Here is a 26,242-nt window from a genome sequence, read left to right as displayed (position 1 = left end):
CAGGTTGGCCATACGGTCCTGCCATTTGAGCGACGCACCATGAATCGCACCAACGATTCAAGGAGCACGTCATGCAAAAACGCACTGCGAGCATCATTCTCGCCAGCACCCTCGCCGTCGGAGGTGGCGCTGTGGCACTCACTCCCGCCTCAGCGGCTGACTCCGACAACCCCGTCAAGAGTCGACTCGCCTCTATCAAGGGGTCCCTCAGCGGGCTCGTGAAGGACGGCACGCTGACTCAGGACCAGGCCGACAAGGTCGCAGAAACTCTCAACGAGAAGCTGCCCAAGGGCGGACCCGGACGCGGCGGTCCCGGCGGCGAGCACCTCGCCGCGGCAGCCAAGGCTCTCGGACTCACCGAAGCTGAGCTGCGTACGAAGCTCAAGGACGGCAAGACGAGCCTGGCCGATGTCGCCAAGGACGAAGGTGTCAGCACTGACACGCTGGTCAAGGCACTTGTCGCCGAGGCCGAAGAGCGCATCGCAGCGGACGTCAAGGCGGGAAGGCTCACCGAAGCCGAGGCTGCCGAGCGCAAGAAGAACCTGACCAAGCACATCACCGACCGCATCAACAACGTGCGGCCAGAACGTCCCGCAGGCGATGCAGGCCGACCGTTCGACGGTCCGCCGCCGAAGGACAGCAGTAGTTAGTCAGTCGCGGGTGAGTTTGCGGTACGTCACGCTGTGCGGGCGTGCCGCTTCCTCGCCCAGACGCTCCACCTTGTTGATCTCGTAGTCGGCGAAGTTGCCCTCGAACCAGAACCAGTTGGCTGGATTGTCGGCGTCACCTTCCCACGCGAGGATGTGCGTCGCGACGCGGTCCAGGAACCACCGGTCGTGCGAGACGACGACGGCACAGCCGGGGAAGTCGAGCAGGGCATCTTCGAGCGACTGCAGGGTCTCGACGTCAAGGTCGTTGGTCGGCTCATCGAGCAGAAGCAAGTTGCCGCCCATTTTGAGCGTCAGAGCCAGGTTGAGGCGGTTGCGCTCACCGCCTGACAGGACCTTGACCAACTTCTGCTGATCCGGACCCTTGAAGCCGAATGACGCGACGTACGCGCGGCTCGGCACTTCGAAGTTGGCGACCTTGATGAAGTCGAGTTCGCCCGAGACAAGCTGCCAGACGTTGAGCGAGTCGTCGATGCCGCCACGACCCTGGTCAACGTACGAGATCTTGACGGTCTGGCCGACGTCGAGGGAGCCGCTGTCGGGCTTCTCCTCCCCCACGATCATGCGGAACAGCGTCGACTTGCCGACACCGTTGGGTCCGACGACGCCGACGATGCCAGCGCGCGGCAGGTCGAACGTCAGGCCATCGAACAGCTCTCGCTCACCGAAGCTCTTGTGGAGCTCATTGGCCTTGAGAACCACGTCGCCGAGGCGCGGACCGGCCGGGATGTTGATCTCCTCGAAGTCGAGCTTGCGTCCCCGCTCGGCCTCTGCAGCGAGCTCTTCGTAGCGGCTGAGTCGTGCTTGGTTCTTGGTCTGACGCGCCTTGGCATTCGAGCGAACCCACTCGAGTTCCTTGGCGAGGATCTTGGCGCGCTTGGCGTCCTTCTTGCCTTCGACCACGAGACGGGCCTGCTTGGTCTCGAGGTAGGTCGAGTAGTTGCCTTCGTACGGGTGAGTCTTGCCGCGGTCGAGCTCGAGGATCCACTCGGCGACGTTGTCGAGGAAGTAGCGGTCGTGGGTGATGGCGAGGACAGCGCCCGGGTAGGACGCCAAGTGCTGCTCGAGCCACAGCACGCTCTCGGCGTCCAAGTGGTTGGTGGGCTCATCGAGCAGGAGCAGGTCGGGCTGCTCGAGCAGAAGCTTGCAGAGTGCGACGCGGCGACGCTCGCCACCTGAGAGGTGGTCGACCAGCTCGTCGGCCGGCGGGCAACGCAGCGCGTCCATGGCCTGGGCGAGACGGGAGTCGAGGTCCCATGCATTGGCATGGTCGAGGTCGGTCTGCAGCTCGCCCATCTCGGGGAGGAGCTTGTCGTAATCGGCATCAGGATCGGCCATCTCTTCGGCGATCTTGTTGAAGCGGTCGAGCTTCCCCTTGATGTCGCTGACGGCCTCTTCGACGTTCTCCAGGACCGTCTTGCCCTCGGTCAGCGGCGGTTCCTGGAGCAGGATGCCGACGGAGGCCTCTGGGTCCTTGATCGCATCGCCGTTGTTGGGCTGCTCGAGCCCCGCCATGATCTTGAAGAGCGTCGATTTGCCGGTGCCGTTGGGACCGACAACGCCGATCTTGGCTCCGTGCAGGAAGGACAGCGTGACGTCGTCAAGCACCACCTTTTCGCCGAGCTTCTTGCGAACATTGCGGAGTGTGAAGACGTAGTCAGCCATAGGGCCCAAGTCTAACGAGCGGCTCCCGGCGCGAGCCCAGCGGTCAAGCCGCTGGCGACAGGTCAGCCGAGGGCTGTGGTGATGCCGGCGCGGTAGGCGCCGTACGCGTCGAGCTCCGCCTGCACGGGACCGAGAATCTGGGACACCGTCACCTCGTCGATTGCTGCCCGGAGATCGCGATTGGCACGCTTGGCGCGACGTCGGCCACTGATCCTCGCCAAGACTCGCGAAACCAAGCCCAGGACAATGCCGACCACGGCTGCGCCAGCGGCGACCACCGCGCCAGCCGGGTAGCCCTCAATGTCCTTGATGTCGGGCAACTTCGTGTCGGGGAAGAAGTTGTCGACGATCGCCTCAGTTGCAAGCCAGCCGAGACCCGCGAGTAGAGCGAGGAACGCAAGCCACTGGAGGATGTACACGCCTCGCCACCACAAAGCCGTACGAGCACGGACGTGGGTGGCCTCGATCGCCGCGTCGAGGTCCTCGACGATCGAATGACCCTTCGGACTTGCGGCATTGCGGACGGCGTCCCGCCAGGGGTGCTCGAGGCCAACAGATGCCTTCTCGGCCAGATCGCGGATGGCGAGTTCAGCATTGGCGCGCTGCACCGGACTGGCTTCAGGGAGGGAGGCCTTGGCCAGGGCCGCCATCGACATGTCGGAGCTCAACTCAAGACCCTTGAGCGGGTCACGACGGAGCTTGCCGAGCCAACGGAAGACGGGCCAGCCCGTCCGCAGAATTGCCTGGCGCCGCGTGGAAGCGGCAATTGCGTCGACAACCTGGGGCACGCCTGCGCAAGCCACAAGAGCGTCGTCGAGCGTCTGGCGGTCGACCGAGCTGATGCCGGGCACCTGGCTCGTACCGCCGACCTGAGCCATGACCTTTGCGGCCGCCGTGATGTCTGAGCCAAGACGTCCCTTGGCCGACGCCTTGGCACGGATACGAGTGGCGAGTATGCGCTTCATGTCGTCGATGCCGTCACCGCGGGTGGCTGACACTCCGACGACCTCGACGTTGGGCAGACCCTCTGCGGCCAGAATCCGCTTGACGTCTTCGAGCGTGCGCGCACGCTGCTCGTAGGGGATGCGATCGATCTGGTTGAGCACGACGAGCGTCACATCGCTGTAGGACGCCATGGGACGGATGTAGCGGTCGTGAAGCGCTGCGTCGGCGTACTTCTGCGGGTCAAGCACCCACACGAGCAGGTCGGCGTACTTGACCAGCCGATCCATCTCGAGGTGGTGCGAAACTTCAGTTGAGTCGTGGTCGGGCAGGTCGAGCAGGATCAGGCCGTCGAGCTTGGTGTCCTCAGCTGACGTGTCGAGCATGCTGAGTCGCGACACCTGATGGCGTGGCGGGATGCCCATCCACTCCAGCAGACCCTGGGCTCCGTCTGGACCCCACGCGCAGGCCAGGGCCCAGGACGTTGTCGGTCGACGTACGCCAACGCCCGCAAGCTCGAGGTCTGTCAGCGCATTGAACAGTGACGACTTGCCCGAGCCGGTGGCTCCGGCGAGGGCAACGATCGTGTGGTCGCCCGACAGGCGAAGACGCTCCGTCGCACGTCCGGCAAGCATCTCGGCCGGCGCAAGGATCTCTGCGTCAATGCGCCCTCGGCTGGCCGTGACGGCCTGCGTCAATCCATCGAGGCGCTTGGCGACGTCATTGGGTTCGCCTACGAACGCGGGAAACGCGACACCGTCAACAGTGGTGCTCATGCTGAGTGCTCCCCGCCGCGAATGAAGTCAGCGTGACGAGCGCCCTCGGACAGGCGGGCAGACTCGCGCAGGTCTGCCTGGCGAGCCTTGAGATCGTCGGGGCGGCCGACCAGCTCGACGAAGCGATTCATTTCGGCATCGAACAGAGCCGCAACTCGCGCGTCCAGATCGGCGTGGGCCTTGGTGACCAGAGCCTTCACTGCATCGTCTCCGAAGATCGCCGACAGGAGCTTGTGCCCCAGGGCGACAGTGCTGTCTTTGTCTTTGACCGCGTCGGCGAACATCACGACCATCAGCGCAACGCCGATGCCGTTGACGCCGAAGGCCAGGAACTTCGCGGTCATGCGCTTGTCGCCGCCATCAGTGCGTACGAGCTCCAGCACCGCCTGACGCCAGTCGCGTACGGTCCGTTCGGCCTTGACGCGGAAGTCACGAGAAGCGCGATCAAGGTCTCGTGAACCGGCGAGCAGTGTCTTGCCAGCTGGCGCTTCGGCCCACGACTGCGCTCCAGCAGCGGCGGCCTTCTCGGCCTGCTCGACGATCAAGTTGAAGACGCCGGTTTCGATCGCGGCAACGATGTCGCTCGACCGGGTGCGCTTGCCTGTGACTCCGTCGACGAAGCGGTCACGGATGCGGCCGACCTTCTCCTCGACGGATCGCAGCAGGTCACCGGTACCGACGAACTCCTGCCAACGCACCTGCACTTCGCCACGCAGCAGGGTGCCGTCGGTGCTCTGCGTCGTAAACGACTCGAGTGCCTGGCGGTAAATCTCGTCAACGCCTGTGTAGAGCAGCTCCGAGATCTCGATCTGAGCGTCCATGGCGTCAGCAACGTCGTGCGAACGCAGCACGATGTGCCTGATCGAGCCATCAAGAGTGTGTGAGATGACCTTGCCCCGTGCGTCCGGGTTGCCGGCGAGATCGTGTAGCCAGCCGACAATCGGCGCCACGGACTCTGCCGGGAGCAGACCCTCGGCGTCGACATTGGACTCAGGAACCGTGAACAGAGGCGAGTCGGACAGCCCGCGAGACGTCATCATGCGAGCAAGGTGTCCGCGAACCTCGGTGACGGCATCGGGACTCGTACGGTCGAGCACCACGGCAACCGAGGTGCTGCGCTCTGCCGCGAGCCGGAGGTAGTCCCACGGCACCTGGTCGGCGTAGCGCGCTGCAGACGTCACAAACAGCCACAAATCGGCGGCTGCGAGGAGCTGCGCGGCGAGCTCCCGGTTGCCCTTGTCGATCGAGTCGACATCGGGTGCATCGAGGATTGCAAGACCGCGCGGGATCTTGGTCGAGGTCGCGAGTCGCAGCGCGTATGTGTCGTTGCTCGGCACGGTGGTGCGCGGCAGGTCAGGCAGGATGCGGTCCGGGGCGAACCATTTCGCGTCGTCCGGGTGGTGGATCAGCACAGGCGAGCGCGTCGTCGGTCGCAGAACACCCGATTCGGTGATCCGCTCTCCCAAGAGCGAGTTGACCAACGTCGACTTGCCAGCACCCGTCGAGCCGCCGACCACGGTCAACAGCGGTCCATCAAGCTGGACGAGGCGCGGGATGACGTAATCGGACAACTGAGTGGCAATGTCTGCGCGGACGCGTCGGGCGTCGACGACACCCGGGACGTCGAGCGCGAGCGCTGCTGCATTGACGTTGCCGAGCAGCCCACTCAGGGCACCGAGAAGCTCGGCCGAAGCATGTTCGCCGGGCACGGGAGCTCCTCTCATCGACTGGCGCAGTCACATACGGGGTATGGAGACAGATTAGTGGACGCGCGGGTACACCGTCGCCACGGCTGCATGTGAACCGCGGGTCAGAAGTGACGAACGGTGTTTTGAAGCGCTGGGGGAAAACGCAGGTCAGGACGGAGTGCGTACATCTGATCCAGCATTGCGTAGGTCCGCTCAACGCCATGCGGCTTCGAACGCCCGCTCATCATGGCGTCATGCAGGAACGCCATCTCGGTCGCGATCTGCTGATAACGCTTCACGACCTTGCGAGCGTCCTTGCCGTGATGCTCCTGGGCAAAGCGACGCGCCGCCTTGCGATAGGTGAACCGTGACAGGTACGGGATCTCGGCCGGGTGGATCCACCCACGCTGCGCGACATACGACAGTGAGCGCTCCAGTACGCGGATCTGCTTGGACCGGGCGACAATCGCGACGGTCGCGACGAGCAGGAGTACGACGGCGAGTCCCAGGTAGACCAGCAGGAAGCCGGCGCCTCCGCCGAAGCTCAGCGAGGCGTTCCACATGCCGTGCAAGCCAATGCTGAGCGCGAGCCCAAGCAGCACGAGAGCGACCTTGGCGAACTTCGACTTGCGCGTGACTGCCAGGCCGATCGCGATGCCAAACGCAGACGTAAAGAGCGGGTGGGCGAACGGGCTGAACACCCCACGCACGATGAACGTGGTCGTCACGCCTGCCGGACCATCAATCTTGATGTCCTCAGAGCCGAGATAGCTCGCGGCGTAATAGCCGATGTTCTCGACGAACGCGAAGCCGATACCGACCAGGCCCGCGAAGATCAGCCCGTCAAGGAATCCGTCGATGACACGGCGCGCACGGGCGAACGTGAGCAGGAGGAACAGGCACTTGGCGGGCTCCTCGGTGAGCGGTGCAACGAAGGAGGCCATCGAGTCGTCATTGACGTCGTACGCGCTCTGGATCCAGATCTGCAGTACGAGGGCTATCGCGACGGCGACGACGCCGCCCCAGACGAACGCGGCGAACTTGTAGCGGCGCGGTTCGGGCTCGTACCGATCAAGCCACCAGAAGGACACCCACAGCAACGGCAGCGGAATCAGCGCGAACAGGAACGACATCCCCGCACCAGCCACATCGCCAGCGCCGACAATCGCAAGGGCAATTCCGCCGATGACGCCAACTCCGCCGAAAATGCCGAAGATCACCATCAGCAACGTGCGGCCGCGCTGCCGGAACGGCTCGCGACGCTCCACACCGGCGAAGGCAGGATTCGTCGTGATTGTCACCTGCGAATCGTAGGGCATACGCAGGGTCCGTCATCGAGCGAACTCTCGCGGATACGCTTGTCCCGGGCATCCCGCCCAGGGCCCCCGTAGCTCAGTTGGATAGAGCAAGTCACTTCTAATGATTAGGTCGCAGGTTCGATTCCTGCCGGGGGCGCTTCTTCGAAAGGACTGAGTAGTGCTGGTGTCGCTGGTCGCTGGCGTCGGCTTCGGCCTCTCGCTGATCATCGCAATCGGCGCCCAGAACGCGTTCGTACTGCGTCAGGGTCTACGACGCGAGCATGTGTTCGCTGTCGTTGCCGTCTGCGCGCTCTCGGATGTGCTGCTGATCGCCGTCGGCGTCGGTGGTCTCGGCAGCCTGATTCAGGCGGCTCCGTGGCTGCTCGACACCATGACGATCGGCGGTGCCGCCTTCCTGATCGTCTATGGCCTGCTCGCCGCGCGAAGAGCTTTTCGACCATCCGCGATCGACGCCGATGCCGCGGGCAAGCCGACCAGCCTGCGGACGGCAGTCACTACGTGTCTCGCGCTGACCTGGCTCAACCCGCACGTCTACCTCGACACCGTGATCCTGCTCGGCTCCGTCGCGGGATCGCACGGTGACGATCGCTGGTGGTTCGGCCTCGGTGCTGCGATCGGAAGCATCGTGTGGTTCACCGTGCTCGGGTATGGGGCGCGGGCCCTACGACCGCTGTTCGCCAAGCCCGCAGCCTGGCGTGTGCTCGATGCGCTGATCGCAGTCGTGATGTTCGCCATCGCCGCAAGTCTGCTGCGAGGTGTCGGATGAGAGCCCTCGCACTGGTTGTGCTCGGCGGCTCCCTCGGAACGCTGAGCCGGTTCGGGGTCAACGAGACGCTGCCCGATGAAGGGCTGTTCCCGTGGGCAACATTCATCGTCAACGTCATCGGGTCATTTGCCCTTGGGGTGCTTCTCGCCGCGGTGCTGCACCGTCGGTCGCAGTCGTTGCGGCTGCTGCTCGGCACGGGATTCCTGGGCGGGTTCACCACGTACAGCGCCCTGGCGGTCGAGACCGACGCGTTGCTCCGCGGCGATCACCTCGTACTGGGCATTGCGTACGCCGTCGGCAGCGTCATCGCCGGTCTCGCCGCGGCCCTTGCGGGCGTCGCGCTCGGATCGAGGTCCCGCGCATGACCGCGCTATGGGTTGCCCTCGCCGGCGGGCTCGGAGCCGGTGCACGATTCCTGGTCGACTCATGGGTCAGACCTCGCGTTCCCGCATCACTCCCCTGGTCGACACACCTGATCAACATCTCGGGGTCGCTTCTGCTCGGTCTGATCGTCGGCGCTGGATCGTCCGATTCGTGGCACACCATCGCCGGCGTCGGATTCCTCGGCGGCTACACCACGTTCAGCACGGCCAGCGTCGAAACGGCACATCTCGCTCTCGAGCGGCGCTACGGCGCAGCATTCGCCAACGCCGTCGCGATGCTGGTGTTCAGCGTCGCCGCAGCGGCGCTTGGCTATGCAATCGGTCGAGCTACTCGTTGACGGCGCCCACGACGCCGCCGTACTGACCGATCGCCCTCGGCTTGCCGTTGCCGCCCGGCAGGTGGAGCAGCACCTGGTGTTTGTACTGCAGGGTGCCGGAGCCAGAGATTCCTGTCGACAGGAATGCCTGCTGCGGGGTGCCTTCAGGCCAACTCACGGTCAGACCTGACTTGACCTTGTAGGTGTCGTAGCGGAGGAGCGTGACGAACGCGAGTGCGCCACCATCGGCCGTACGAAGTACGAAGCGGACATTCTCGGCGGTCCACCGCTGGGCAAACTTGACGCCGGAGAGGCCAGTGCTGGAAGCGGCAGCGGCGCGCATTTGCCGGATGAATGAGTCATTGACGACCGTCTTGGCTTCGGGCGAAGCAGCGTTGCCCAGCGTTGCGGCGTACGCCGTCGCCGCGGCCTGCGCAGACAGGGCCATTCCCTTGCCGTTGTCCGGTGCCACCGTCATCACCTTTGACCCGGTCGAACGGAGCTCGGGCAGATCAATCTCAGAAACCGTTTCGGGACTCGCCACCAGCAGCCACGGGTCGACTGCCTGCGCGCGCTCGAATATCTGGATGCGATTAACACCCTTCGCCTTGTCGCGGACCACAGCAAGGAACCAGAGCGGGTACTTCGCGAAGTGCGGTGTCACGACCCTGGTGACATCGATGGCCGAGGTGTCCTGCTTCTGCTTCTGAGCCAGTCGCTGGGATACCTCGAACGAGCCCGAGTCGATGTCGAGCACCGCGTCGCTCTCGACCGTCGACAACGGCCTCGGGTCGAGCAGCTTGATGGCTGCGTTGCGTACGAGGCGATAGCGCTCGAAAACCTGGTTGATCTCAGACGTGCGCGCGGCGTCCTTGCCCACCGACAGGTCGGAGCGTTCGTGGGGACGGCTGCATGCAGACAGAACCAGTAGGCAGCACGCGGCGGCTACTAGGCGCTTCACGGCTTGTCCTCCTCTTCGTCAATGACCTCGAAGTCTGCGAGCTCATCCTCGCTGACCTCGTGTTCGACGCCGTCCTCGTCCACGAAGACGTACATGACTCGCTCCTTGGGAGCAGGTGCTGGCGGCTCGACTTTCACGTCGTCCTTCTCGTCAACCTCGTCGTCAACCTTGTCATCAACCTCGACGACGACCTCGTCGATGAACTCGTAGTTCGCGGCCTCGTCGGCTGAGATCTCGTGTTCGACGCCGTACTCGTCAACGAAGATGTAGACGAGTTCTTCGTCGTCCGATGCAGTCGAGTCTGGCTCTGGCTTGGGTTGACGTTCAAAGGTGGATCCGACCGTGGACTTGAGCGCATTGAGTCTGGAAGCGAATCGGCCAGCGGGCTTCGGTGCTGGTGCGGCAAGAGGTTCGGACTCCTTGACGGCTTCCGGCGCGGCGTCGTCGACCACGACCTCCTCGACTTCGACCACTTCGTAGTCCTCAGCCTCCTCGGCCGAGATCTCGTGTTCGACACCGTCGTCATCGATGAAGACGTACACAACGTCTTCCTCATCGTCTTCGTCGTGTGCCCAGATGTCCTCACCTCGACGCAGCAGACGACTCAACAGGATGGCGCCGGCGCCAAGCATCAGCAGACCGATTCCCTTGAAGAACCCGCCCTTCACGCCGTACGCAATGCTGACCTTGAGACCGGAGAGGTTGCTGTCACCGACGGACAGGATCGCGAGCGACACCGTCTCGTCGGGAAGGTTGGTCGAGATGGTGGCTCCGCCTCGGCCCGCTGACGCTGCGCGCCACCAGTCGAGCGCGGTCGGTGCACCCGGGAGTCCGGGCCTGCCCGCAACCTGGCGTGTCTTGGGTCTCCATGGCGTGTGGAAACCAGTGACCTCAAGGCGTGCGGTCTCGCCGACATAGTTCTCGACGTCGACCGTGTTGCCGATGCCAACGAAGACCGGCTTCTGGGCCGGCACCTCGGCGAGTACGTCGACCTGTAGGTCGGCCCAGCTGATCACCTTGGGAGCCGTCACCACAGCAATGCCGTCGGTCTCAACTGCATGCGGTCCAGTCGAGAATCGGCCGTCAGTTCCGAGGATGAGGATCAGCGCGAGCCCGACGACACCAAAGAGCGCGCCAAGACCGGTGAGCACCCAGCTCAACCTCGTACGCATCAACACGCTCCCCTGCGGCTCTTCCGTGTGGACGCCGGGTTAGACCTTATCGGGAAAGACTGAGTCGGTCAGAACAATGCCGACGCGAGTGCCCTACGTGCCGCGGCCACCCGCGGGTCCGCGACACCGACAACGGTGAACAGTTCGACCAGCCGAGTGCGTACGTTTTCGCGATCGTCCTCGGTCGTGCGCTTGACCAACTGGATCAGCCGATCGAACGCATCGTCTACGTGACCGCCGCTGACATCGAGGTCCGCGACGAGCATCTGCGCTTCAAGATCGTCGGGCGCGTCTGCCGCTGCCTTGCGTGCCGCCTGGAGATCGGCGCCACTCGTACGCGCGAGCAGCTTGACCCCAGCTAGTCGCTCACCGATCTCGACATCAGCCGGATACTGAGCGATCAGCTTTTCATACTCGGCCACTGCGGTCGTGAAGTCGCCTGCACCAAATGCCTCGTCGGCAGCAGCAAATCGTGGGTCGGCGGGAGCCTCGACTTCGGCTTCCTCGCCGGGAGCGCCGGCAGGTTGAGCACGCCCGGTCAGGCCATTCTCGGCCGCTACCGTCACGAGTTCGGAGAAGAAGCGCAGGACCTCTGCTTCATCGACTGTTCCCTGGAACAACGGCACTGGCTGACCCTTGACGAGCCCGACGACGAGCGGCACGGCTTTGGCCTCGAGTGCCTGGGCGATCGCAGCATTGGTGTCGACGTCGACCTGCGCCAGGAGGATCTGGCCGTCGAACTGATTGGTGACCCTCGCCAACACATCGTTGAATTCGGCGCTCTGTGGCGACCGCGGCGACCACAAGCTGAGCACGACAACGTGCTGCAACGATGCCTCAAGTGCGGCGGACTGGAAGTTCTGCTCGGTGATGTCGATGACGTACGAGCCGCCGCCTGGCGCTGCCGCACGTGGGGCCGGCTGCTTGAGCGCAGACAGGTCAATCGCGCCGGGACGGGAGAAGTTCATGTGTCCAGTGTAGGAAGTCGGCGGTTGGTCGGGCGATCAGGTGATCTTGCCGGTGAGCACGCAGTACGTAATGAACGTGACGCCCAAGAGCATCCCGACGTGTCCAAGGATCGACAACGACGGTCCCTGAGCCCAGCTGTCGTCAACCGACGGTGCGGCATGGCGGCCCCCTCCGGGGAGCCAGCGCAGCAGGATCAGGATCCCGAGGATGACCTCCAACCACCACAAGGCGACAGAGACAAGTCCTAGCAGGTCGCTCGGCGACGTCAGGTAGTAGATCCACACCGTGAGGGCGGAGACGCCGACCACGGCATGCATGGCGAGGATCGACCCAGAAACCTGGGCATGCCCGGATTGTCGTCTGGTCGCGGACAGTCGCATCCTCGTGAGGAGGATGACGACAGCCGCCAGGGCCGTGAGCATCCAGAGGACGTTGTCGAGTTCCACGCAGGCATCGTGACACAGGTCACGACGTTGGTGCTTTGCGACCGCTTGTTGAGTCTCAGCGACCTTCGAGCAACTGCTGCTCGATCGTGCGACCGCGGAGGCCGGATCGCTGGACCACACGCTGGATCGTCAGGTCCCGTTCGTCGGGGTCGCCGATGTAGCGGATGTTGCGAAGCCCCTGCGCCTGAGCAGCCGACTCGAACGTGAAGTGCCCATAGCCGAGCAACCTTCCGAGCAGCGGCTTCTCGACCGTGATGTCGAGGATGCGGGTGATCGGCATCGTCGCGATCTTGACGGTGAAGACACCGCTGGCGCGGAACACCCTCATGTTGGTCACGACGAAAACGTCCCGACGCTCACGAAGAGTCAGGTAGAGCGCGTGCACCGCGAGAGCGAAGCCGCCGATCAGGAACAGCCATCCGAGCTGGATGGGACCGATGAGCGCCAGCGTCCACAACACGACCGTGCCGATGGCTTCGGCGATCGGACGCCAGAACACGATGTCGTGGTGATAGACGAGGTCGATGACCTGCTCACCCTCATCGACCAGGAGGTGGCTGTCGATCTCCTGATCGGGCAATCGGTCGAGCAGAGCCCGAATCATGGTTCTAGGCGACGAGCTCGTTGACGAAGACGCCGACCTGGCTGAATGCATCGATGACCGCTCCGGCCGCGTTGCTCACGGCATCGGCCGCGCCAGCAGGCGCCGTCAGCAGGTAGTAGACCCCGAAACCAACGACGAGCAATGTGATGACCTTCTTCAGCACAACCCCATTCTTAACGATTGGGCGGCTCGGCGCGCGTTCGGCGCGCCGCGGAGCTAGAGATTCTCGATCAGCGTGTCTGCGGCGGCGTACGGGTCCGTCGTGCCGCTGAGCACGTCTGCAGCCAGGGTGTCGAGCCGAGCATCGCCGGACAGATCTCCCAGTTTTTGTCGCACAGCGTTGAGCGCGAGAGCCTCGATCTCGCGTCGCGTGCGAGCGAGTCGGCGACGGCCCAGCTCACCCGAGTCCGCGAGATGAGCGTGATGCAGGGCGATCTGTTCGGCGACCTCGTCGACACCTTCGCCAGTCGTCGCAACTGTCAGAAGCACGGGCGGCGTCCATGCGTCGCCCCCTCGATCGGACATCGCTACGACGGATCGGAGCTCGCGACGCGTCGACGCAGCACCTTCGCGATCGGCTTTGTTGACGACGAAGATGTCGCCGATCTCGAGGATTCCGGCCTTGGCGGCCTGGATACCGTCGCCCATTCCCGGTGCCAGAAGTACGAGCGTTGTGTCCGCTAGCCCCGAGATCTCGACCTCGGACTGACCCACTCCGACGGTCTCGACCAGTACGACGTCGCAGCCAGCGGCGTCGAGAACTCTCAACGCCTGCGGCGCCGCGACTGACAACCCACCGAGGTGGCCCCTGCTCGCCATCGAGCGTATGTAGACACCCTCGTCAGTCGCGTGGTCCTGCATACGGATGCGGTCGCCCAGCAACGCACCGCCAGAGAACGGGGACGTCGGGTCGACAGCCAGGACTCCAACGCGTCGCCCTTGGGCACGCAGTGCCTTGACCAACGCCGAGGTCGAGGTCGACTTACCGACGCCGGGCGCACCGGTCAGGCCCACGATGTGGGCTCGACCGGTGTGCGGCGACAGTGCAGCACTGACCTCACGCAGCTCAGGTGCCTGGTCTTCGACCAGCGAGATCAGACGAGCGACCGCCCGAGCCTCACCGGCCTGAGCGCGCTCGACGAGATCGGCGACCGAAACCGCCTTGCTCGCCACGGTCCGAGGACTACTTCTTGGGTACGCGGATGATCAGGGCGTCACCCTGACCGCCACCGCCACACAGAGCAGCCGCGCCGATGCCGCCACCGCGGCGACCGAGCTCGAGCGCAAGGTGCAGGACGACTCGAGCACCCGACATTCCGACCGGGTGACCGAGCGCAATGGCGCCACCATTGACGTTGACCTTGTCCGCCGGGATACCCAGTTCAGCTGCGGATGCGAGACCGACCGCAGCGAAGGCTTCGTTGAACTCAACGAGGTCGAGATCAGCAGCGGTGAGGCCTTCCTTCGCCAGCGCCTTCGCCGTCGAGGCAGCGGGCTGAAGCTGGAGCGACGAGTCGGGGCCGGCAGTCTGACCGTGAGCGCCGATCTCGGCGATCCAGGAGAGGCCCAACTCTTCGGCCTTGGCCTTGCTCATCACGACTACCGCGGCTGCACCGTCGGAGATCTGCGAAGCCGATCCAGCAGTGATCGTGCCTTCCTTCGACACGGCGCGCAGATTGGAGAGCGATTCAGCAGTCGTGTCGCCGCGGACTCCCTCGTCTGCGGAAATGACAATCGGGTCGCCCTTGCGCTGAGGAATCTCAACGGGGACGATCTCGCCGTCGAACACGCCGTTCTTCTGAGCCGCGGCCGCACGCTGGTGCGACTCAGCCGAGAAGGTGTCCTGCTCTTCGCGGGTGAACTTGTTGGATGCCGCGTTGCAGCCATCCGTCAGGTTGATCATTGCCTGCTTGGTGAACTGATCGAACAGCGCGTCGTACGCCATCGAGTCAACCAATGCGACGTCACCAAACTTGATGCCCTCGCGAGACTTCGGCAGCAGATGAGGTGCATTGGTCATCGACTCCATGCCTCCGGCGACGATAATCTCGAACTCACCTGCGCGGATCAGCTGGTCCGCGGTCGCGATCGCGTTCAGACCCGACAGACACACCTTGTTGATCGTGATCGTCGGCACCGACATCGGGATTCCAGCACCCGTGCTCGCCATGCGCGCCGGATTCTGACCTGCACCCGCCTGGATGACCTGGCCCATGATGACGTAGTCGACCTGCTCGCCGGTGACGCCGGCCTTCTCAAGGGCACCCTTGATGGCGATTGCGCCGAGGTCGGCTGCTGACAGGGACTTGAGACCACCGGACAGACGGCCAATCGGCGTACGGGCTCCGGCAACGATCACGTTCTGCGACATGTGTACTGCTCCTTCAGAAGACTGTTGTCCCCACGTTTGTAATAAGCACAGTACTCACGAGTAACCATTGTGTGACGAGCGTGTGCGCGGGATCACCCCCGACTCTACGACGCATCTGCTCTACCCTCTAGGCATGCCCAGCGACCCCCTTGTTCCAGGCCACCTGCTGCTCGCGATCGATCACGTCGGCATTGCCGTCCCCGATCTCGATGACGCCCTTGAGATGTATGCCTCCACATTCGGACTGCATTCGATCCACGAGGAGATCAACGAAGAGCAGGGTGTCCGTGAAGCGATGCTCGCGGTTGGCGATTCAGGCAGCTGCATCCAGCTCCTAGCCCCGCTGAGCGACGACTCCACCATCGCCAAGTTCCTGGCCCGCAACGGCCAAGGCATACAGCAGCTTGCCTACCGCGTGTCAGACATCGACGCCGTGTCAGAGACGCTGCGCGAGCGCGGCGTACGCCTGCTCTACGACGTGCCCAAGCGCGGCACGTCCGACTCCCGCGTGAACTTCGTCCACCCGAAGGACGCCGGAGGCGTACTGGTCGAACTCGTCGAGCCGGCGGCCCACGCAGCTCATTGAGGTCAGGATCACAGCGCGACGAGATAGCCGGACAAGTTAACGCCGAGTAACATCGCTGAGACCCCAAAACCGAAGGAAGCCCCGTGCAGAACATCCTTGACGCCATCCTCGCTGGAGACACCGCCCCCGAGGACTTCGCCACTCTTGAGCTCCCCGAGACCTACAAGGCCATCACGGTCCACAAGGACGAGGTCGACATGTTCGAGGGCATGGCCAGCCGGGACAAGGACCCCCGCAAGAGCCTGCACCTCGACGACGTCCCGATCCCCGAGCTCGCTCCGGGCGAGGCGCTCGTTGCCGTTATGGCCAGCGCGATCAACTACAACACGGTGTGGACCTCGATCTTCGAGCCCGTCTCCACGTTCAGCTTCCTGGAGCGTTACGGCCGCCTGTCGGAGTACACCAAGCGCCACGACCTGCCCTACCACATTGTCGGCTCCGACCTGGCCGGCGTCGTGCTGCGCGTGGGGCCCGGCGTCAACAAGTGGAAGCCGGGCCGTGAGGTAGTTGCGCACTGCCTGTCAGTCGAGCTCGAGGCTCCCGACGGTCACAACGACACGATGATGGATCCCGAGCAGCGCATCTGGGGCTTCGAGACCAACTTCGGTGGTCTCGCTCAGCTCGCCATCGTCAAGGCCAACCAGCTCATGCCCAAGCCCGACCACCTCACGTGGGAAGAGGCCGCATCGCCGGGGCTCGTGAACTCGACGGCCTACCGCCAGCTCGTCTCGACCAACGGCGCCAACATGAAGCAGGGCGACACCGTCCTGATCTGGGGCGCCTCGGGTGGTCTCGGCTCGTACGCGACGCAGTTCGCCCTCAACGGTGGCGCGACGCCCGTATGTGTCGTCTCTTCGCCCGAGAAGGCCGAGATTGTTCGATCGATGGGTGCCGAGCACATCATCGATCGCTCCGCTGAGGGCTACAAGTTCTGGAAGGACGAGAACACCCAGGACCCCAAGGAGTGGCAGCGCTTCGGCAAGAAGATCCGCGAGCTCACCGGTGGTGACGATCCGGACATCGTGTTCGAGCACCCTGGTCGTGAGACCTTCGGCGCAAGTGTCTACGTCACCCGCAAGGGCGGCACGATCGTCACCTGCGCGTCGACCTCGGGCTACATGCACCAGTACGACAACCGCTACCTCTGGATGAACCTCAAGCGGATCGTCAGCTCGCACTTCGCCAACTACCGCGAGTCGTGGGAAGCCAACAAGCTGATCGACAAGGGTCTGATCCACCCGACCGTTTCGCGCGTCTACAAGCTCGAGGACACCGGCCAGGCCGCCCTCGACGTGCACCACAACCTTCACCAGGGCAAGGTCGGCGTGCTGTGCCTGGCACCCGAAGAAGGCCTCGGAGTGCGGGACGAAGAGAAGCGCGCCAAGCACATCGACGCAATTAACCGCTTCCGCGGCGTCTGAGAACCAACCCTCAAGCAACCCCTCGACTTGGTCGGGGGGTTGTTTGTGTGTGATTGAGGCCTCCTGATCGGACTGTTTCGGTGCCACGAACGGGAGGTATGGTGTACGGCACAACCAATTCAGCTACATATCTCGAGGGAATCGCATGTCCGAACAGTCCGGATTGTCCATCTTTGACGCCGCGCAGAAGGCTGCCGACGCATCGTTCCCGCTGGCACGCCGCGGTGGATATGACAGCGATGCAGTCGATGCGTGGGTTCGTTCACAGACCACCGACTTCAAGAGTGCCGCCGACACCGTCAAGAAGCTTGGCGCCGAGAACGAGAACCTTCGCGAACTGATCGAAAAGCTCAAGGACCGCGTCGAGGCTGTCGAGAAGCCGACCTACACCGGTCTGGGCAACCACGCCGCCCAGTTGCTGGGCCTCGCTGAGCAGGAGGCCGAGGACGTACGCAACCGCGCCACCCGCGAAGCCGATGAGCTCGTCAAGAAGGCTGAAGAAGAGGCGAGCATGGTTCGCGCCGCCGCCAACCACGAAGCCGAAGAGATGCGCACCAAGGCCGTGACCGAGCTCGAGGAGAAGCGCAAGCAGCTCCTTGAAGACGCCGAGGCAATGCACGCTGATGCTCTCGCGCACACCGAGGATCTCCGCGCCCACGCTGAACGCGAGGCAGCTCAGGTCAAGCTCGCCGCCGAGCAGGACGCGCAGAACCTCCGTCTTGGCGCGACTCGCGAGGTCGAGCAGGCTCGCGCGGCCGCTGACCGCGAGGTCACCGAGGCACGCCGAGTGCTCGCTGTGGAGAAGGAGCGTCTCGCCCGCGAGGCCTCCGAGCACCACGAGTCGGCCAGCTCGCAGACCGCCAAGCTCGTCGCAGATGCCGAGTCACGCGCCGGCGCCGCCGACGAGCGCGCTCGCGAGATCATGGCGAAGGCCTCCAAGGCTCGCGACATCGCCTCCGAGGAAGCAGCACGAGTGCTCGAAGGCGCCAAGTCCGAAGCGTCGGCCATCATGTCGAGCGCCAGCTCGGAGGCCCAGCAGATCCGGGTCACCGCGACAACCGAGATCGAGCGTCAGACACGCACGCTGCGCGCTGAGGTCGAAGAGCTCCAGCGCAAGCGCGACGGCATCATGTCGCAGATGGGCCAGCTCCGCGACATCGTCTCCACGTTCGCTCCGAGCGTCCCCAAGGAGTCGGCCCCCAAGGCAGAGCCCAAGGCCAAGGCAGCAGAGCCGAAGGAAGAGCCCAAGGCCGCTGCAGCCAAGGCTGAGCCCAAGGACGACGACGCCCCCAAGACTGAAGTCATGGCCGCCGTCAAGGACGACGACAACAACTAGTCAGTCTCGAACGCGGCCACCGTACGGTCTTTGTAGGCCGAGGAGTCCGCGCGTTCCATCGGTCCGTCCCAGGTGTTCGGCAACGGCACCGGGACGTCCGGTGCGAGCTTCCTGACGATCTCGTCGAGAACCCGCTCAGAGTCGCCCACCCACAGGTGCTTGGCGCCATCGACACCGATGACGTCGGCCTGAGGGATCGCGGCGAATCGTTCGCGAGCCTCCGGCGGCTGAAGGTAGTCGTCGTGTTCGGGGATCAATGCCGTGACCGGCTTGCCGGAGTCGGCCCATGCTTTGAGGTGCTGGGGTCCCGCAGATCGAATCGGCGGAGACAGCAGGACGATGCCCTCGACCGATGGCTCGAGCCCGTACATCAGGGCCAGGTCAGTGCCGAAGGACCAGCCGACGATCCAGATGTGTGGCAAGTCGGCGAACTCCGCATGCTCGACCGCTGCGGCAACGTCGAACTGCTCCCCCACTCCGTTGTCGAACTCGCCCTCGCTGGCGCCCTGGAGGCTTGACGTTCCCCGGGTGTTGAACCGCAGGACGGCGATGCCCGCCAGCGCAGGCAGGCGGTACGACGCCTTCCGGAAGAGATGGCTGTCCATCATGCCGCCGTGCGTCGGCAACGGGTGAAGACAGATCATCGTCGCTACGGGTGGGCGGTCGATCGGGGTCGCCAACTCTCCCACCAAGGTCAGTCCGTCGGCAGTTTCCAACGTGATGGCTTCACGTTTGGCCGGGAGCACAGAATTGCCACGAATACGTTCAGTCACGTCAGTGCTTCCTCGTCCAGCACGCAGAGTGCCAATGTCGTCGTTCGTCGATGGCTGCCTCACTGAGCAGCGCCTTCTCGACCGGCCAGGCCACAACGTGGGGCGTTGCGATGGCGATCAGCTGGCCACATCCGGGGCAGCGATAGGTCTTGGATGAGCCACGCAGTGCACGGAAATGCCAGTCGCCGTCAGCCTTGGTCTCGACCCGGTCGGGCATCGGCCGTGCGACGGGCCGCTGGCGCGGGGCGACACGGCGGCGAGGCATGTCGCAAGTCTACGGTCGCCGGGCTTGGCGCCAATCAGAAGCAGTAGCGGCGGATCCAGCCCTCACGGGCACTCGAGGCGGCAATGGCCTGCTCGAAGGTGAGTATCTGGACCTCAGACTGCTCCAGAGCCTGGAACAGGATGGTGTCGGTGAGTGCCGGTTCTTCGCGGCACGTGAGGCCACGGGACACCTGCTCCGTGATCGCTGCCGCCAGCGCGGCATTCGACGCAGGCTGCGCGACAACATTGTGTGTCGAGGGCACCGCGTTGTAGTGGCTCGCGAACGCCTGAACAGCGATGTAGGCGACGAAAAGGATCGCAACAGCGGTGAGCGCGCTGACCCGGACGAGCCGGGACACAGCAACGAGGTGGGCTGAGCCCACCGTCATCACTCCTGTTGCGTTGACCTTCACGTCAGAGCCAACGAGGCCGGCGACCCGGAAGTTACCGGTTTTTCAGGAAATAAACGCCACGCCCAATCGGCGTAACTTTTGGGCGTTTAGTACGTGTGGAAGCCTGCGCCGGTCTTGCGACCGAGCTTTCCTTCTGCAACGACGCTCTCAAGGAGCGCTGCCGGCTTCCATCCCTCGTGCCCGAAAGTCTCGACGAGCGAGTTCTCGATCGCGAGCGACACGTCGTTACCGACCACGTCGAGAAGCTGGAACGGACCGAGCGGAAGCTGGGTCGCCTTCATGGCTTCGTCGATCGACTCCAGCGAGTCACCATCGGCTTCGTGGAGCTTGATGGCGTCGTTGAGGTACGGGAACAGCAACGCGTTGACGATGAATCCAGCGCGGTCGGTGCAGGACACCGGGTGCTTGCCTGTAGCCAGACACAGCGCACGCACGGTCTCTGCAACGTCGGCTGAGGTGTCAGCACCGGACACAACCTCGACCAGCTTCATCACAGGTGCGGGGTTGAAGAAGTGCATGCCGATCACGTCGGCGGGGCGCTTCGTCGCCGCGGCGCAGTCGTTGATCGACAGCGACGACGTCGTCGTGGCGAGGATCGCGCCGGGCTTGCAGATGCGGTCGAGGTCGCGGAACAGCTCGAGCTTGATGTCGAGGTCCTCAGCGATGGCTTCGACGACGATGTCAGCGTTGGCGAGCGCCTCACGCTCAGTCGAGCCGGTGAGGCGGTCGAGCACGTTGGACTTGCCGTCCTCATCGAGCTTGCCGCGCGAGATGGCCTTGTCGAGGCTCTTGGTGATCGCGGTGAGTACGCCAGCGACCTTGTCCTCGCCACGGCCGACGTACACAACGTCGTAGCCGGACTTGGCGAACACCTCCACGATGCCCGAGGCCATCGTGCCGGTGCCGACAACGCCGACCACCTTGATGTCGTGGTGCAGATCGGGGGCTGCCACCGATCCGGCGACCGAGGTCTGCGCGAAGGTCGAGTCGTTCCCGGCCATCGTCGTCAGGATGCTGGTTGGCTGGTGGACTTCGTCACCGGTCTCGGCGAAGAGCGCCTCGAGTCCAGTCGTGACCGTCTTCGCACCAATCGCGTCGATCAGGGCCAGCGGGCCGATCGGGTAACCACAGCCGAAGCGCATCGACGCATCGATGTCGTCGCTGGTGGCGTAACCACTCTCGTACATCGTGGCGGCGTGGTTGAGGTACGGCAGCAGCAGCGTGCGAGCGATCTCGGCACCTCGGTCGCTTCCGGCCAGTTGGTCGACGATCTCCTGCATGGCTACTCCTGAGTAATAAGAGGGTCGTGACAGACTAACGTGACTCACAGGGGAGATGGATGAAACTGCGTATGACACTTGCCACAAGCGTGGCTGTGACCGCTTTGCTGGCTCTCTCCGGGTGCAATGATCCCGACGACAAAGCCGAACCAGGGGTCACCCCCAGCACCTCCGAATCCGCATCGCCATCGACCTCGGCAACGCCCGACACAGCCAGTCTGGTCGGCACCTGGTCAGACGAGGAAGCGGAGTGGACAGTGCACTTCAACGAAGACGGCACGTTTGTCGAGGACTTCCAGGGCATCAAGGATTTCCGCGTCGGCACCTACTCCGTTGAAGGCGAGACCGTGTCGCTCAAAGGTGACGACGGCAACACCACCACCGGCTCGATCGTCGGCGTGACGCTGGCGTTCAAGCTCGGCACACTGATCAGGAACTGACATGCGTCTCGTTATCGCCCGGTGCCAGGTCGACTATGCCGGCCGCCTCGCCGCCCACCTCCCGCTCGCGACGCGCCTGATCATGGTCAAGAACGACGGCTCTGTGCTGATCCACTCTGATGGTGGGTCCTACAAGCCGCTCAACTGGATGAGCCCGCCGTGCACGCTGCGCGAAGGCACCGGCGAGGACGGTGGCATCGAGTGGACCGTCATGGCCGGCAAGACCGATGACACCCTGCGCATCACGATCGAAGAGATCCTTCATGACTCGGCCCACGAGCTCGGCATCGATCCCGGCCTGCAGAAGGACGGCGTCGAGAAGCACCTCCAAGAGCTCCTCGCCGAGCACACCGTCGCGCTCGGCGAAGGCATGAGCCTCGTACGACGCGAGTTCATGACCGCAATCGGACCAGTTGACCTGCTCTGCAAGGACGGCGGCGGTGCATCCGTCGCGGTCGAGATCAAGCGCCGCGGTGACATCGACGGTGTCGAGCAACTCACCCGCTACCTCGAGCTGATGAACCGCGATCCGGCCCTCAGTCCAGTCCGTGGCATCTTCGCTGCTCAGGAGATCAAGCCGCAGGCCCGGACGTTGGCACAGGACCGCGGCATCGAGTGCGTCGTCGTCGACTACGACGCGCTACGCGGCATCGACGACCCGTCGCTTCGCCTGTTCTAGCTCACTGCAGCGGGACGTCGAAGACTGTTGTGCCGAGCTTCTCCCAGCGGTCGATCTCGCAACCATTCGTACGGCTGAACGTCGTGTCGACGTCGATGCCCTTGTAGGTGCCGACAACAGTCGCGACCTGAGGGCCGCCGTAGATCATGGTGCAGGCCTGATCGGCCGGCACTGGGTCAAAGCTCTTGATCCCATCGACGTTGATGGCATCACAGGCCTGCTTGGCCTGCGGGTGATCGCCGCCAGGCGGGAAGCACCTCAGCTTCATCACTACTGGCTCGGCGCCTTCGTCGGCAGTGACGGTGATCGTAAGCGCTGTCGCCGTATGTTCCTTGTCATCACACGCGCCGAGGGCCAAAAGCAGCGTCGCAGCGAGCAGTGCGTTACGCACCGGCGATAGCCGGGGCAGTCGGGTCAGCGCCTTCGCTCTTGTCCTCGCGGGCAACCCAGTCCTCGATGCGCTCGTAGTCATCCTTGGAGCGCGTCACGACTGCAAGCAAGTCGCTCATCTTGGAGACTTCCTCAACCTGCTCCTTGATGAACCACTGCATGAACTGGTCGGAGGCGTAGTCGTTGTTCTCGCGGGCGATGCGGGTCAGATCATTGATCTGCTCGGTAACGCGCTTCTCCTGCTCGAGCGCGGCCTTCACCGGCTCGATCACGTTCTTGAAGTCCGAGCGCGGGGCATCGAGAGCGGGGATCGTCACCGGCTCGTCGGCGTCCAGGAGGTAGCGCACCATCATCATCGCGTGGTCGCGTTCTTCGATGGCCTGCTGGTAGAACAGGCCGGCCATCTGGGGCATCGTCAGGGCATCGAAGTACGTCGCGATCGCGATGTACTGCTGGTGGGCACCGAACTCGTTGCCGAGCTGCTCGTTGAGCCGTTTGACGAACGCTGCTGCTGCCATGCGTGAATTCTCCCTATCTGAGTAAGGCGAGCCTCACCTCACGTAGTACGATATCAAGGTGCCACCGAAGCCGAAGAAGAAGTGCTGCAGCGACAAGCCTGCGTGCAAGCGCTGTCCGCTGATGATGATGAAGAAGGGCACACTTCCCGAGGGCTACACCGTCAAGAAGCGGAAGCTCGTCAAGGCCAAGAAGAAGCACCCCGTCAAGGTCGCCGCTTAACGGCAGTGTGAGCCTAGGGCACCGCGCCCTTGGGTTCTACGAAGGTGTGGCTAGCCTTCAAGCATGACCAACGTCGCCGAACAGGCCACCGCACTTCTCGCCCTTCACTCCGACCCCAAACTGCTCACGGTCGTCAACGTCTGGGACGCGATCAGCGCCAAGATCGTTGCCGAGGTCGAGGGCACACAGGCACTCGCCACGGCCAGCCATTCGATCGCCGTCGCACATGGGTACGAAGATGGCGAGAACATCCCCGTCGACCTCATGATCGCCGCCGTTGGGCGCATCGTGGCTGCCACGGACCTCCCGGTCACAGCTGATCTGGAGGCGGGCTACGGCAATGCCGGCGAGACCACGCGCATGGCGATTGGTGTCGGCGCGGTTGGCGCCAACATCGAGGACCAGATGAAGCCTCTCGCCGAGGCCGTAGCTGTCGTCGAAGCTGTGATGGCTGCAGGCGAGTCCGAGGGCGTCGACTTCGTACTCAACGCCCGTACGGATGCGTTCCTGCGCGCTGGCGACCGCCCACATGCTGACGTACTGGCCGATGCCATCGAGCGTGGCTCGGCCTATCTCGCAGCTGGCGCTCCGGTCGTGTTCGTCCCCGGCGCAGTGTCGGAGGACGACATCAAGGCCATCGTCGACATCTGGGGCCCGCAGAAGCTGACGCTGATCGGTGCGCCCGGATCGGTGCCACTCGCCCGTATGCAGGAGCTGGGCGTTGCCCGAGTGTCCTATGGCCCGTTCAGTCAGTCAGTCGCACTGATGGCCCTGCAGGACCTCGCCAAGGACGTCAACGCCGGCGGTGGACTCCCGAAGCACTACCGCCACCTCAACTAGAAGCTGAGGTGGTTGGCCTTGCGGATCTCGTCGACGATGCGATCCATGATCGTCGTCATACCGAAGTCCTTCGGCGTGAACACGGCGGCCACTCCAGCGGCCTCCATCTTGCGAGCATCTGACTCGGGGATGATTCCACCGACGATCAACGGTACGTCACCGATGCCGCCTTCGGCCATGGCCTTCTGCACCTCGGGCACGAGCTCCATGTGCGAGCCCGACAGGATCGACAGGCCGACACAGTGGACGTCCTCTGCGACGGCCGCAGCGACAATCTGAGCGGGTGTGAGGCGAATGCCCTGGTAGATGACCTCGAAGCCGGCATCGCGCGCGCGTACGGCGATCTGCTCGGCACCGTTGGAGTGCCCATCGAGACCTGGCTTGCCGACGAGGAAGCGCAGGCGCGTGCCAAGCTCCTCCCCCGTCTTCTTGACCTTCTCACGTACGGCGGTGAGCTCCTTGCCGGAATCAGCAACGCCGACGACACCGCTGACACCTGTGGGTGCGCGGTACTCGCCGAACACCTCACGCAGCGCGCCAGCCCACTCGCCGACGGTCGCTCCAGCGCGTACGGCCGCGAGCGTTGCTTCCATCAGATTGGTGTCGGTCTTGGCCTCAGCACGGAGGCGATCGAGGGCTTCATCGACAGCACCCTGGTCGCGCTGCGCGCGCCACGCGATGACATCGGCGACGGCGTTGGCCTCGGCCTCGGGATCTGACGTCATGATCGCGGCGTCGAGGTCCTCGGTCAGCGGCGACGGCTCGGTCTCGGTGTAGGTGTTGACGCCCACAACCTTCATCTCGCCCGACTCGATGCGAGCACGACGCTCGGCATGCGAACCGACCAGCGCCTGCTTCATGTAGCCGGACTCGACAGCAGCAACAGCGCCGCCCATCGCCTGTACGCGATCGATCTCAGCCTTTGCGCCTTCGATGAGCTCGGCAACCTTGGCCTCGATCACGACCGAGCCTTCGAAGATGTCGTCGTACTCAAGAAGGTCGGACTCGAAGGCGAGCACCTGCTGAAGGCGCAGAGACCACTGCTGGTCCCACGGACGCGGCAGACCGAGGGCCTCGTTCCACGCGGGGAGCTGTACGGCGCGGGCGCGAGCATCCTTGCTCAGCGTGACGCCGAGCATCTCAAGCACGATGCGCTGGACGTTGTTCTCGGGCTGAGCCTCGGTGAGGCCGAGTGAGTTGACTTGGACGCCGTAGCGAAGGCGGCGCATCTTGGGATCGGTCACGCCGTAGCGCTCGCGGGTGATCTCCTCCCACAGTCGACCGAACGCGCGCATCTTGCACATCTCTTCGATGAACCGCACGCCAGCGTTGACGAAGAACGAGATGCGTCCGACGACCGCTTCGAACTCTTCAGGCGGAACCTGACCGGAGTCGCGTACGGCGTCGAGGACGGCGATCGCTGTGGTCAGCGCGTAGGCCAGTTCCTGCGTGGGCGTCGCGCCGGCTTCTTGCAAGTGGTAGCTGCAGATGTTGAGCGGATTCCATTTCGGGATCGTGCTCACCGTGTAGGCGATCATGTCGGTCGTCAGGCGCAGCGACGGCGCGGGACCGAAGACATACGTACCGCGCGACAGGTATTCCTTGATGATGTCGTTCTGCGTCGTGCCTGAGAGCTGCACAGGGTCGACGCCCTGCTCCTCAGCCGCGACTTCGTACATCGCCAGGAGCCACATCGCGGTGGCGTTGATCGTCATCGACGTGTTCATCGTGTCGAGCGGGATGTCCTTGAACAGCTGGCGCATCGCACCGAGGTGCGGGATCGGCACGCCGACCTTGCCGACCTCGCCACGACTGAGCTCGTGATCCGGGTCGTAGCCGGTCTGCGTGGGCAGGTCGAAGGCGACCGAGAGTCCGGTCTGACCCTTCGCAAGGTTGCGTCGGTAGAGCGCATTGGACTCGGTCGCCGAGCTGTGTCCGGCGTAGGTGCGCATCACCCAGGGCTTGTCAGGCATAACGTTCAGGTTACCGCGCAGTATCAACGCTGGTCACGGCTTCGTCGGGGCGTTCTGCCTCA

30 protein-coding genes and 1 tRNA gene are annotated in these 26,242 nt (G+C 64.1%); 12 read left to right on the top strand and 19 right to left on the bottom strand.

Annotated elements, in window-relative coordinates; genetic code table 11:
- The first annotated feature begins 71 nt into the window (after positions 1-71).
- The gene (locus tag J2X11_RS06720; RefSeq protein ID WP_309968361.1) at positions 72-650 is read left to right on the top strand and encodes a hypothetical protein; all 579 of its coding nucleotides are present in this window, start codon (positions 72-74) and stop codon (positions 648-650) included.
- On the opposite strand, the gene ettA is transcribed toward J2X11_RS06720, so the two are convergent.
- The 4 genes from ettA to J2X11_RS06700 all read right to left on the bottom strand — a co-directional run bounded on the left by ettA (position 651) and on the right by J2X11_RS06700 (position 7,040).
- Positions 651-2,333, bottom strand: a complete 1,683-nt coding sequence (gene ettA, locus J2X11_RS06715; RefSeq protein ID WP_309968358.1) for an energy-dependent translational throttle protein EttA — start codon at positions 2,331-2,333, stop codon at positions 651-653.
- A gap of 62 nt (positions 2,334-2,395) precedes the next feature.
- Positions 2,396-4,051 carry a GTPase gene (locus J2X11_RS06710; protein ID WP_309968355.1) on the bottom strand — a complete coding sequence of 552 codons (1,656 nt, stop codon included), beginning with the start codon at positions 4,049-4,051 and terminating at the stop codon, positions 2,396-2,398.
- On the bottom strand, positions 4,048-5,760 hold the full coding sequence (locus tag J2X11_RS06705; RefSeq protein WP_309968352.1) for a dynamin family protein: 1,713 nt from the start codon (positions 5,758-5,760) through the stop codon (positions 4,048-4,050). Before J2X11_RS06705 ends, J2X11_RS06710 begins: the two co-directional genes overlap by 4 nt.
- 101 nt (positions 5,761-5,861) lie before the next feature.
- Positions 5,862-7,040 (bottom strand): PrsW family intramembrane metalloprotease, encoded by a 1,179-nt coding sequence (locus J2X11_RS06700; protein ID WP_309968349.1) that lies wholly within the window; start codon positions 7,038-7,040, stop codon positions 5,862-5,864.
- A gap of 80 nt (positions 7,041-7,120) precedes the next feature.
- Between J2X11_RS06700 and J2X11_RS06695 the strand changes: the two genes are divergently transcribed.
- The 4 genes from J2X11_RS06695 to J2X11_RS06680 all read left to right on the top strand — a co-directional run bounded on the left by J2X11_RS06695 (position 7,121) and on the right by J2X11_RS06680 (position 8,545).
- Positions 7,121-7,194: transfer RNA gene (locus J2X11_RS06695), tRNA-Arg, on the top strand.
- 21 nt (positions 7,195-7,215) lie between these two features.
- On the top strand, positions 7,216-7,824 hold the full coding sequence (locus J2X11_RS06690) for a LysE/ArgO family amino acid transporter (protein WP_309968346.1): 609 nt from the start codon (positions 7,216-7,218) through the stop codon (positions 7,822-7,824).
- A complete protein-coding gene (crcB, locus tag J2X11_RS06685) occupies positions 7,821-8,189 on the top strand; it encodes a fluoride efflux transporter CrcB (protein ID WP_309968343.1) in 369 nt (122 codons plus the stop codon). Before J2X11_RS06690 ends, crcB begins: the two co-directional genes overlap by 4 nt.
- On the top strand, positions 8,186-8,545 hold the full coding sequence (locus J2X11_RS06680; protein ID WP_309968339.1) for a fluoride efflux transporter FluC: 360 nt from the start codon (positions 8,186-8,188) through the stop codon (positions 8,543-8,545). The genes crcB and J2X11_RS06680 overlap by 4 nt, the downstream gene beginning before the upstream one ends.
- Here the strand turns inward: J2X11_RS06680 and J2X11_RS06675 are convergent.
- The 8 genes from J2X11_RS06675 to J2X11_RS06640 form a co-directional block, all read right to left on the bottom strand.
- Positions 8,535-9,485, bottom strand: coding sequence for a hypothetical protein (locus tag J2X11_RS06675; RefSeq protein WP_309968337.1), 951 nt, complete (start codon positions 9,483-9,485; stop codon positions 8,535-8,537). The genes J2X11_RS06680 and J2X11_RS06675 overlap by 11 nt on opposite strands.
- Entirely contained in the window at positions 9,482-10,657 is a 1,176-nt protein-coding gene (locus J2X11_RS06670) for a hypothetical protein (protein WP_309968334.1), read from the bottom strand. Before J2X11_RS06670 ends, J2X11_RS06675 begins: the two co-directional genes overlap by 4 nt.
- A 68-nt stretch (positions 10,658-10,725) precedes the next feature.
- Entirely contained in the window at positions 10,726-11,625 is a 900-nt protein-coding gene (locus tag J2X11_RS06665) for a tetratricopeptide repeat protein (protein WP_309968331.1), read from the bottom strand.
- Between the two features lie 36 nt (positions 11,626-11,661).
- Complete coding sequence (locus tag J2X11_RS06660; protein WP_309968327.1) at positions 11,662-12,072, bottom strand: hypothetical protein; 411 nt, start codon at positions 12,070-12,072, stop codon at positions 11,662-11,664.
- 55 nt (positions 12,073-12,127) lie between these two features.
- Positions 12,128-12,676: a PH domain-containing protein gene (locus J2X11_RS06655; RefSeq protein WP_309968323.1), complete on the bottom strand. Its 549-nt coding sequence runs from the start codon at positions 12,674-12,676 to the stop codon at positions 12,128-12,130.
- Positions 12,677-12,680: 4 nt separating this feature from the next.
- Complete coding sequence (locus J2X11_RS06650) at positions 12,681-12,839, bottom strand: hypothetical protein (protein WP_309968320.1); 159 nt, start codon at positions 12,837-12,839, stop codon at positions 12,681-12,683.
- Positions 12,840-12,892: 53 nt separating this feature from the next.
- A complete protein-coding gene (meaB, locus tag J2X11_RS06645) occupies positions 12,893-13,849 on the bottom strand; it encodes a methylmalonyl Co-A mutase-associated GTPase MeaB (protein WP_309968317.1) in 957 nt (318 codons plus the stop codon).
- 10 nt (positions 13,850-13,859) lie between these two features.
- Complete coding sequence (locus tag J2X11_RS06640; RefSeq protein ID WP_309968314.1) at positions 13,860-15,047, bottom strand: acetyl-CoA C-acetyltransferase; 1,188 nt, start codon at positions 15,045-15,047, stop codon at positions 13,860-13,862.
- A gap of 133 nt (positions 15,048-15,180) precedes the next feature.
- Between J2X11_RS06640 and mce the strand changes: the two genes are divergently transcribed.
- The 3 genes from mce to J2X11_RS06625 all read left to right on the top strand — a co-directional run bounded on the left by mce (position 15,181) and on the right by J2X11_RS06625 (position 18,390).
- Positions 15,181-15,633: a methylmalonyl-CoA epimerase gene (gene mce, locus J2X11_RS06635; RefSeq protein ID WP_309968311.1), complete on the top strand. Its 453-nt coding sequence runs from the start codon at positions 15,181-15,183 to the stop codon at positions 15,631-15,633.
- 83 nt (positions 15,634-15,716) lie between these two features.
- Positions 15,717-17,054 carry a crotonyl-CoA carboxylase/reductase gene (gene ccrA / locus J2X11_RS06630; RefSeq protein ID WP_309968308.1) on the top strand — a complete coding sequence of 446 codons (1,338 nt, stop codon included), beginning with the start codon at positions 15,717-15,719 and terminating at the stop codon, positions 17,052-17,054.
- A gap of 145 nt (positions 17,055-17,199) precedes the next feature.
- Entirely contained in the window at positions 17,200-18,390 is a 1,191-nt protein-coding gene (locus J2X11_RS06625; RefSeq protein ID WP_309968305.1) for a DivIVA domain-containing protein, read from the top strand.
- Here J2X11_RS06625 and J2X11_RS06620 read toward each other — a convergent pair.
- From J2X11_RS06620 to J2X11_RS06605, 4 genes are all read right to left on the bottom strand, one after another.
- Positions 18,387-19,163: an alpha/beta hydrolase gene (locus J2X11_RS06620; protein WP_309968302.1), complete on the bottom strand. Its 777-nt coding sequence runs from the start codon at positions 19,161-19,163 to the stop codon at positions 18,387-18,389. The two genes, J2X11_RS06625 and J2X11_RS06620, sit on opposite strands and share 4 nt — an antisense overlap.
- A gap of 1 nt (position 19,164) precedes the next feature.
- Positions 19,165-19,428 carry a hypothetical protein gene (locus tag J2X11_RS06615; protein WP_309968299.1) on the bottom strand — a complete coding sequence of 88 codons (264 nt, stop codon included), beginning with the start codon at positions 19,426-19,428 and terminating at the stop codon, positions 19,165-19,167.
- 34 nt (positions 19,429-19,462) lie between these two features.
- Positions 19,463-19,840, bottom strand: a complete 378-nt coding sequence (locus J2X11_RS06610; RefSeq protein ID WP_309968296.1) for a hypothetical protein — start codon at positions 19,838-19,840, stop codon at positions 19,463-19,465.
- Positions 19,841-19,926: 86 nt separating this feature from the next.
- The gene (locus J2X11_RS06605) at positions 19,927-21,120 is read right to left on the bottom strand and encodes a 3-hydroxyacyl-CoA dehydrogenase family protein (protein ID WP_309968293.1); all 1,194 of its coding nucleotides are present in this window, start codon (positions 21,118-21,120) and stop codon (positions 19,927-19,929) included.
- A gap of 71 nt (positions 21,121-21,191) precedes the next feature.
- Between J2X11_RS06605 and J2X11_RS06600 the strand changes: the two genes are divergently transcribed.
- Together J2X11_RS06600 and nucS are read left to right on the top strand one after the other, a co-directional pair.
- Positions 21,192-21,560: a lipocalin family protein gene (locus J2X11_RS06600; protein WP_309968291.1), complete on the top strand. Its 369-nt coding sequence runs from the start codon at positions 21,192-21,194 to the stop codon at positions 21,558-21,560.
- Position 21,561: 1 nt separating this feature from the next.
- Complete coding sequence (nucS, locus tag J2X11_RS06595; protein WP_309968288.1) at positions 21,562-22,239, top strand: endonuclease NucS; 678 nt, start codon at positions 21,562-21,564, stop codon at positions 22,237-22,239.
- Position 22,240: 1 nt separating this feature from the next.
- Here nucS and J2X11_RS06590 read toward each other — a convergent pair whose 3' ends face one another.
- A complete protein-coding gene (locus J2X11_RS06590; protein WP_309968285.1) occupies positions 22,241-22,630 on the bottom strand; it encodes an SSI family serine proteinase inhibitor in 390 nt (129 codons plus the stop codon).
- Positions 22,623-23,147 (bottom strand): ferritin, encoded by a 525-nt coding sequence (locus J2X11_RS06585; RefSeq protein WP_309968283.1) that lies wholly within the window; start codon positions 23,145-23,147, stop codon positions 22,623-22,625. The genes J2X11_RS06590 and J2X11_RS06585 overlap by 8 nt, the downstream gene beginning before the upstream one ends.
- 58 nt (positions 23,148-23,205) lie before the next feature.
- Between J2X11_RS06585 and J2X11_RS06580 the strand changes: the two genes are divergently transcribed.
- Positions 23,206-23,367, top strand: a complete 162-nt coding sequence (locus J2X11_RS06580; protein ID WP_309968280.1) for a hypothetical protein — start codon at positions 23,206-23,208, stop codon at positions 23,365-23,367.
- Between the two features lie 63 nt (positions 23,368-23,430).
- On the top strand, positions 23,431-24,207 hold the full coding sequence (locus J2X11_RS06575; protein WP_309968277.1) for an isocitrate lyase/PEP mutase family protein: 777 nt from the start codon (positions 23,431-23,433) through the stop codon (positions 24,205-24,207).
- Here J2X11_RS06575 and J2X11_RS06570 read toward each other — a convergent pair.
- Complete coding sequence (locus J2X11_RS06570) at positions 24,204-26,207, bottom strand: protein meaA (protein ID WP_309968275.1); 2,004 nt, start codon at positions 26,205-26,207, stop codon at positions 24,204-24,206. The two genes, J2X11_RS06575 and J2X11_RS06570, sit on opposite strands and share 4 nt — an antisense overlap.
- Positions 26,208-26,242: the final 35 nt, after the last annotated feature.

Origin of the sequence: Aeromicrobium panaciterrae (assembly GCF_031457275.1) — a bacterium.
Taxonomy (GTDB): Bacteria; Actinomycetota; Actinomycetes; order Propionibacteriales; family Nocardioidaceae; genus Aeromicrobium; species Aeromicrobium panaciterrae_A.
Note: the sequence above shows the minus strand (reverse complement) of the source record. Positions and strands in the feature narration are given on the sequence as shown.

Bases quoted from the DNA above. Each gene is read 5' to 3' on its own strand.
- J2X11_RS06710 (WP_309968355.1), bottom strand. From the start codon at position 4,051: ATGAGCACCACTGTTGACGGTGTCGCGTTTCCCGCGTTCGTAGGCGAA.
- J2X11_RS06600 (WP_309968291.1), top strand. From the start codon at position 21,192: ATGACACTTGCCACAAGCGTGGCTGTGACCGCTTTGCTGGCTCTCTCC.
- nucS (WP_309968288.1), top strand. From the start codon at position 21,562: ATGCGTCTCGTTATCGCCCGGTGCCAGGTCGACTATGCCGGCCGCCTC.
- J2X11_RS06720 (WP_309968361.1), top strand. From the start codon at position 72: ATGCAAAAACGCACTGCGAGCATCATTCTCGCCAGCACCCTCGCCGTC.
- J2X11_RS06605 (WP_309968293.1), bottom strand. From the start codon at position 21,120: ATGCAGGAGATCGTCGACCAACTGGCCGGAAGCGACCGAGGTGCCGAG.
- J2X11_RS06585 (WP_309968283.1), bottom strand. From the start codon at position 23,147: ATGGCAGCAGCAGCGTTCGTCAAACGGCTCAACGAGCAGCTCGGCAAC.
- crcB (WP_309968343.1), top strand. From the start codon at position 7,821: ATGAGAGCCCTCGCACTGGTTGTGCTCGGCGGCTCCCTCGGAACGCTG.
- mce (WP_309968311.1), top strand. From the start codon at position 15,181: ATGCCCAGCGACCCCCTTGTTCCAGGCCACCTGCTGCTCGCGATCGAT.
- ettA (WP_309968358.1), bottom strand. From the start codon at position 2,333: ATGGCTGACTACGTCTTCACACTCCGCAATGTTCGCAAGAAGCTCGGC.
- J2X11_RS06615 (WP_309968299.1), bottom strand. From the start codon at position 19,428: ATGCCTCGCCGCCGTGTCGCCCCGCGCCAGCGGCCCGTCGCACGGCCG.
- J2X11_RS06670 (WP_309968334.1), bottom strand. From the start codon at position 10,657: ATGCGTACGAGGTTGAGCTGGGTGCTCACCGGTCTTGGCGCGCTCTTT.
- J2X11_RS06680 (WP_309968339.1), top strand. From the start codon at position 8,186: ATGACCGCGCTATGGGTTGCCCTCGCCGGCGGGCTCGGAGCCGGTGCA.
- J2X11_RS06665 (WP_309968331.1), bottom strand. From the start codon at position 11,625: ATGAACTTCTCCCGTCCCGGCGCGATTGACCTGTCTGCGCTCAAGCAG.
- J2X11_RS06655 (WP_309968323.1), bottom strand. From the start codon at position 12,676: ATGATTCGGGCTCTGCTCGACCGATTGCCCGATCAGGAGATCGACAGC.
- J2X11_RS06625 (WP_309968305.1), top strand. From the start codon at position 17,200: ATGTCCGAACAGTCCGGATTGTCCATCTTTGACGCCGCGCAGAAGGCT.
- J2X11_RS06640 (WP_309968314.1), bottom strand. From the start codon at position 15,047: ATGTCGCAGAACGTGATCGTTGCCGGAGCCCGTACGCCGATTGGCCGT.
- J2X11_RS06575 (WP_309968277.1), top strand. From the start codon at position 23,431: ATGACCAACGTCGCCGAACAGGCCACCGCACTTCTCGCCCTTCACTCC.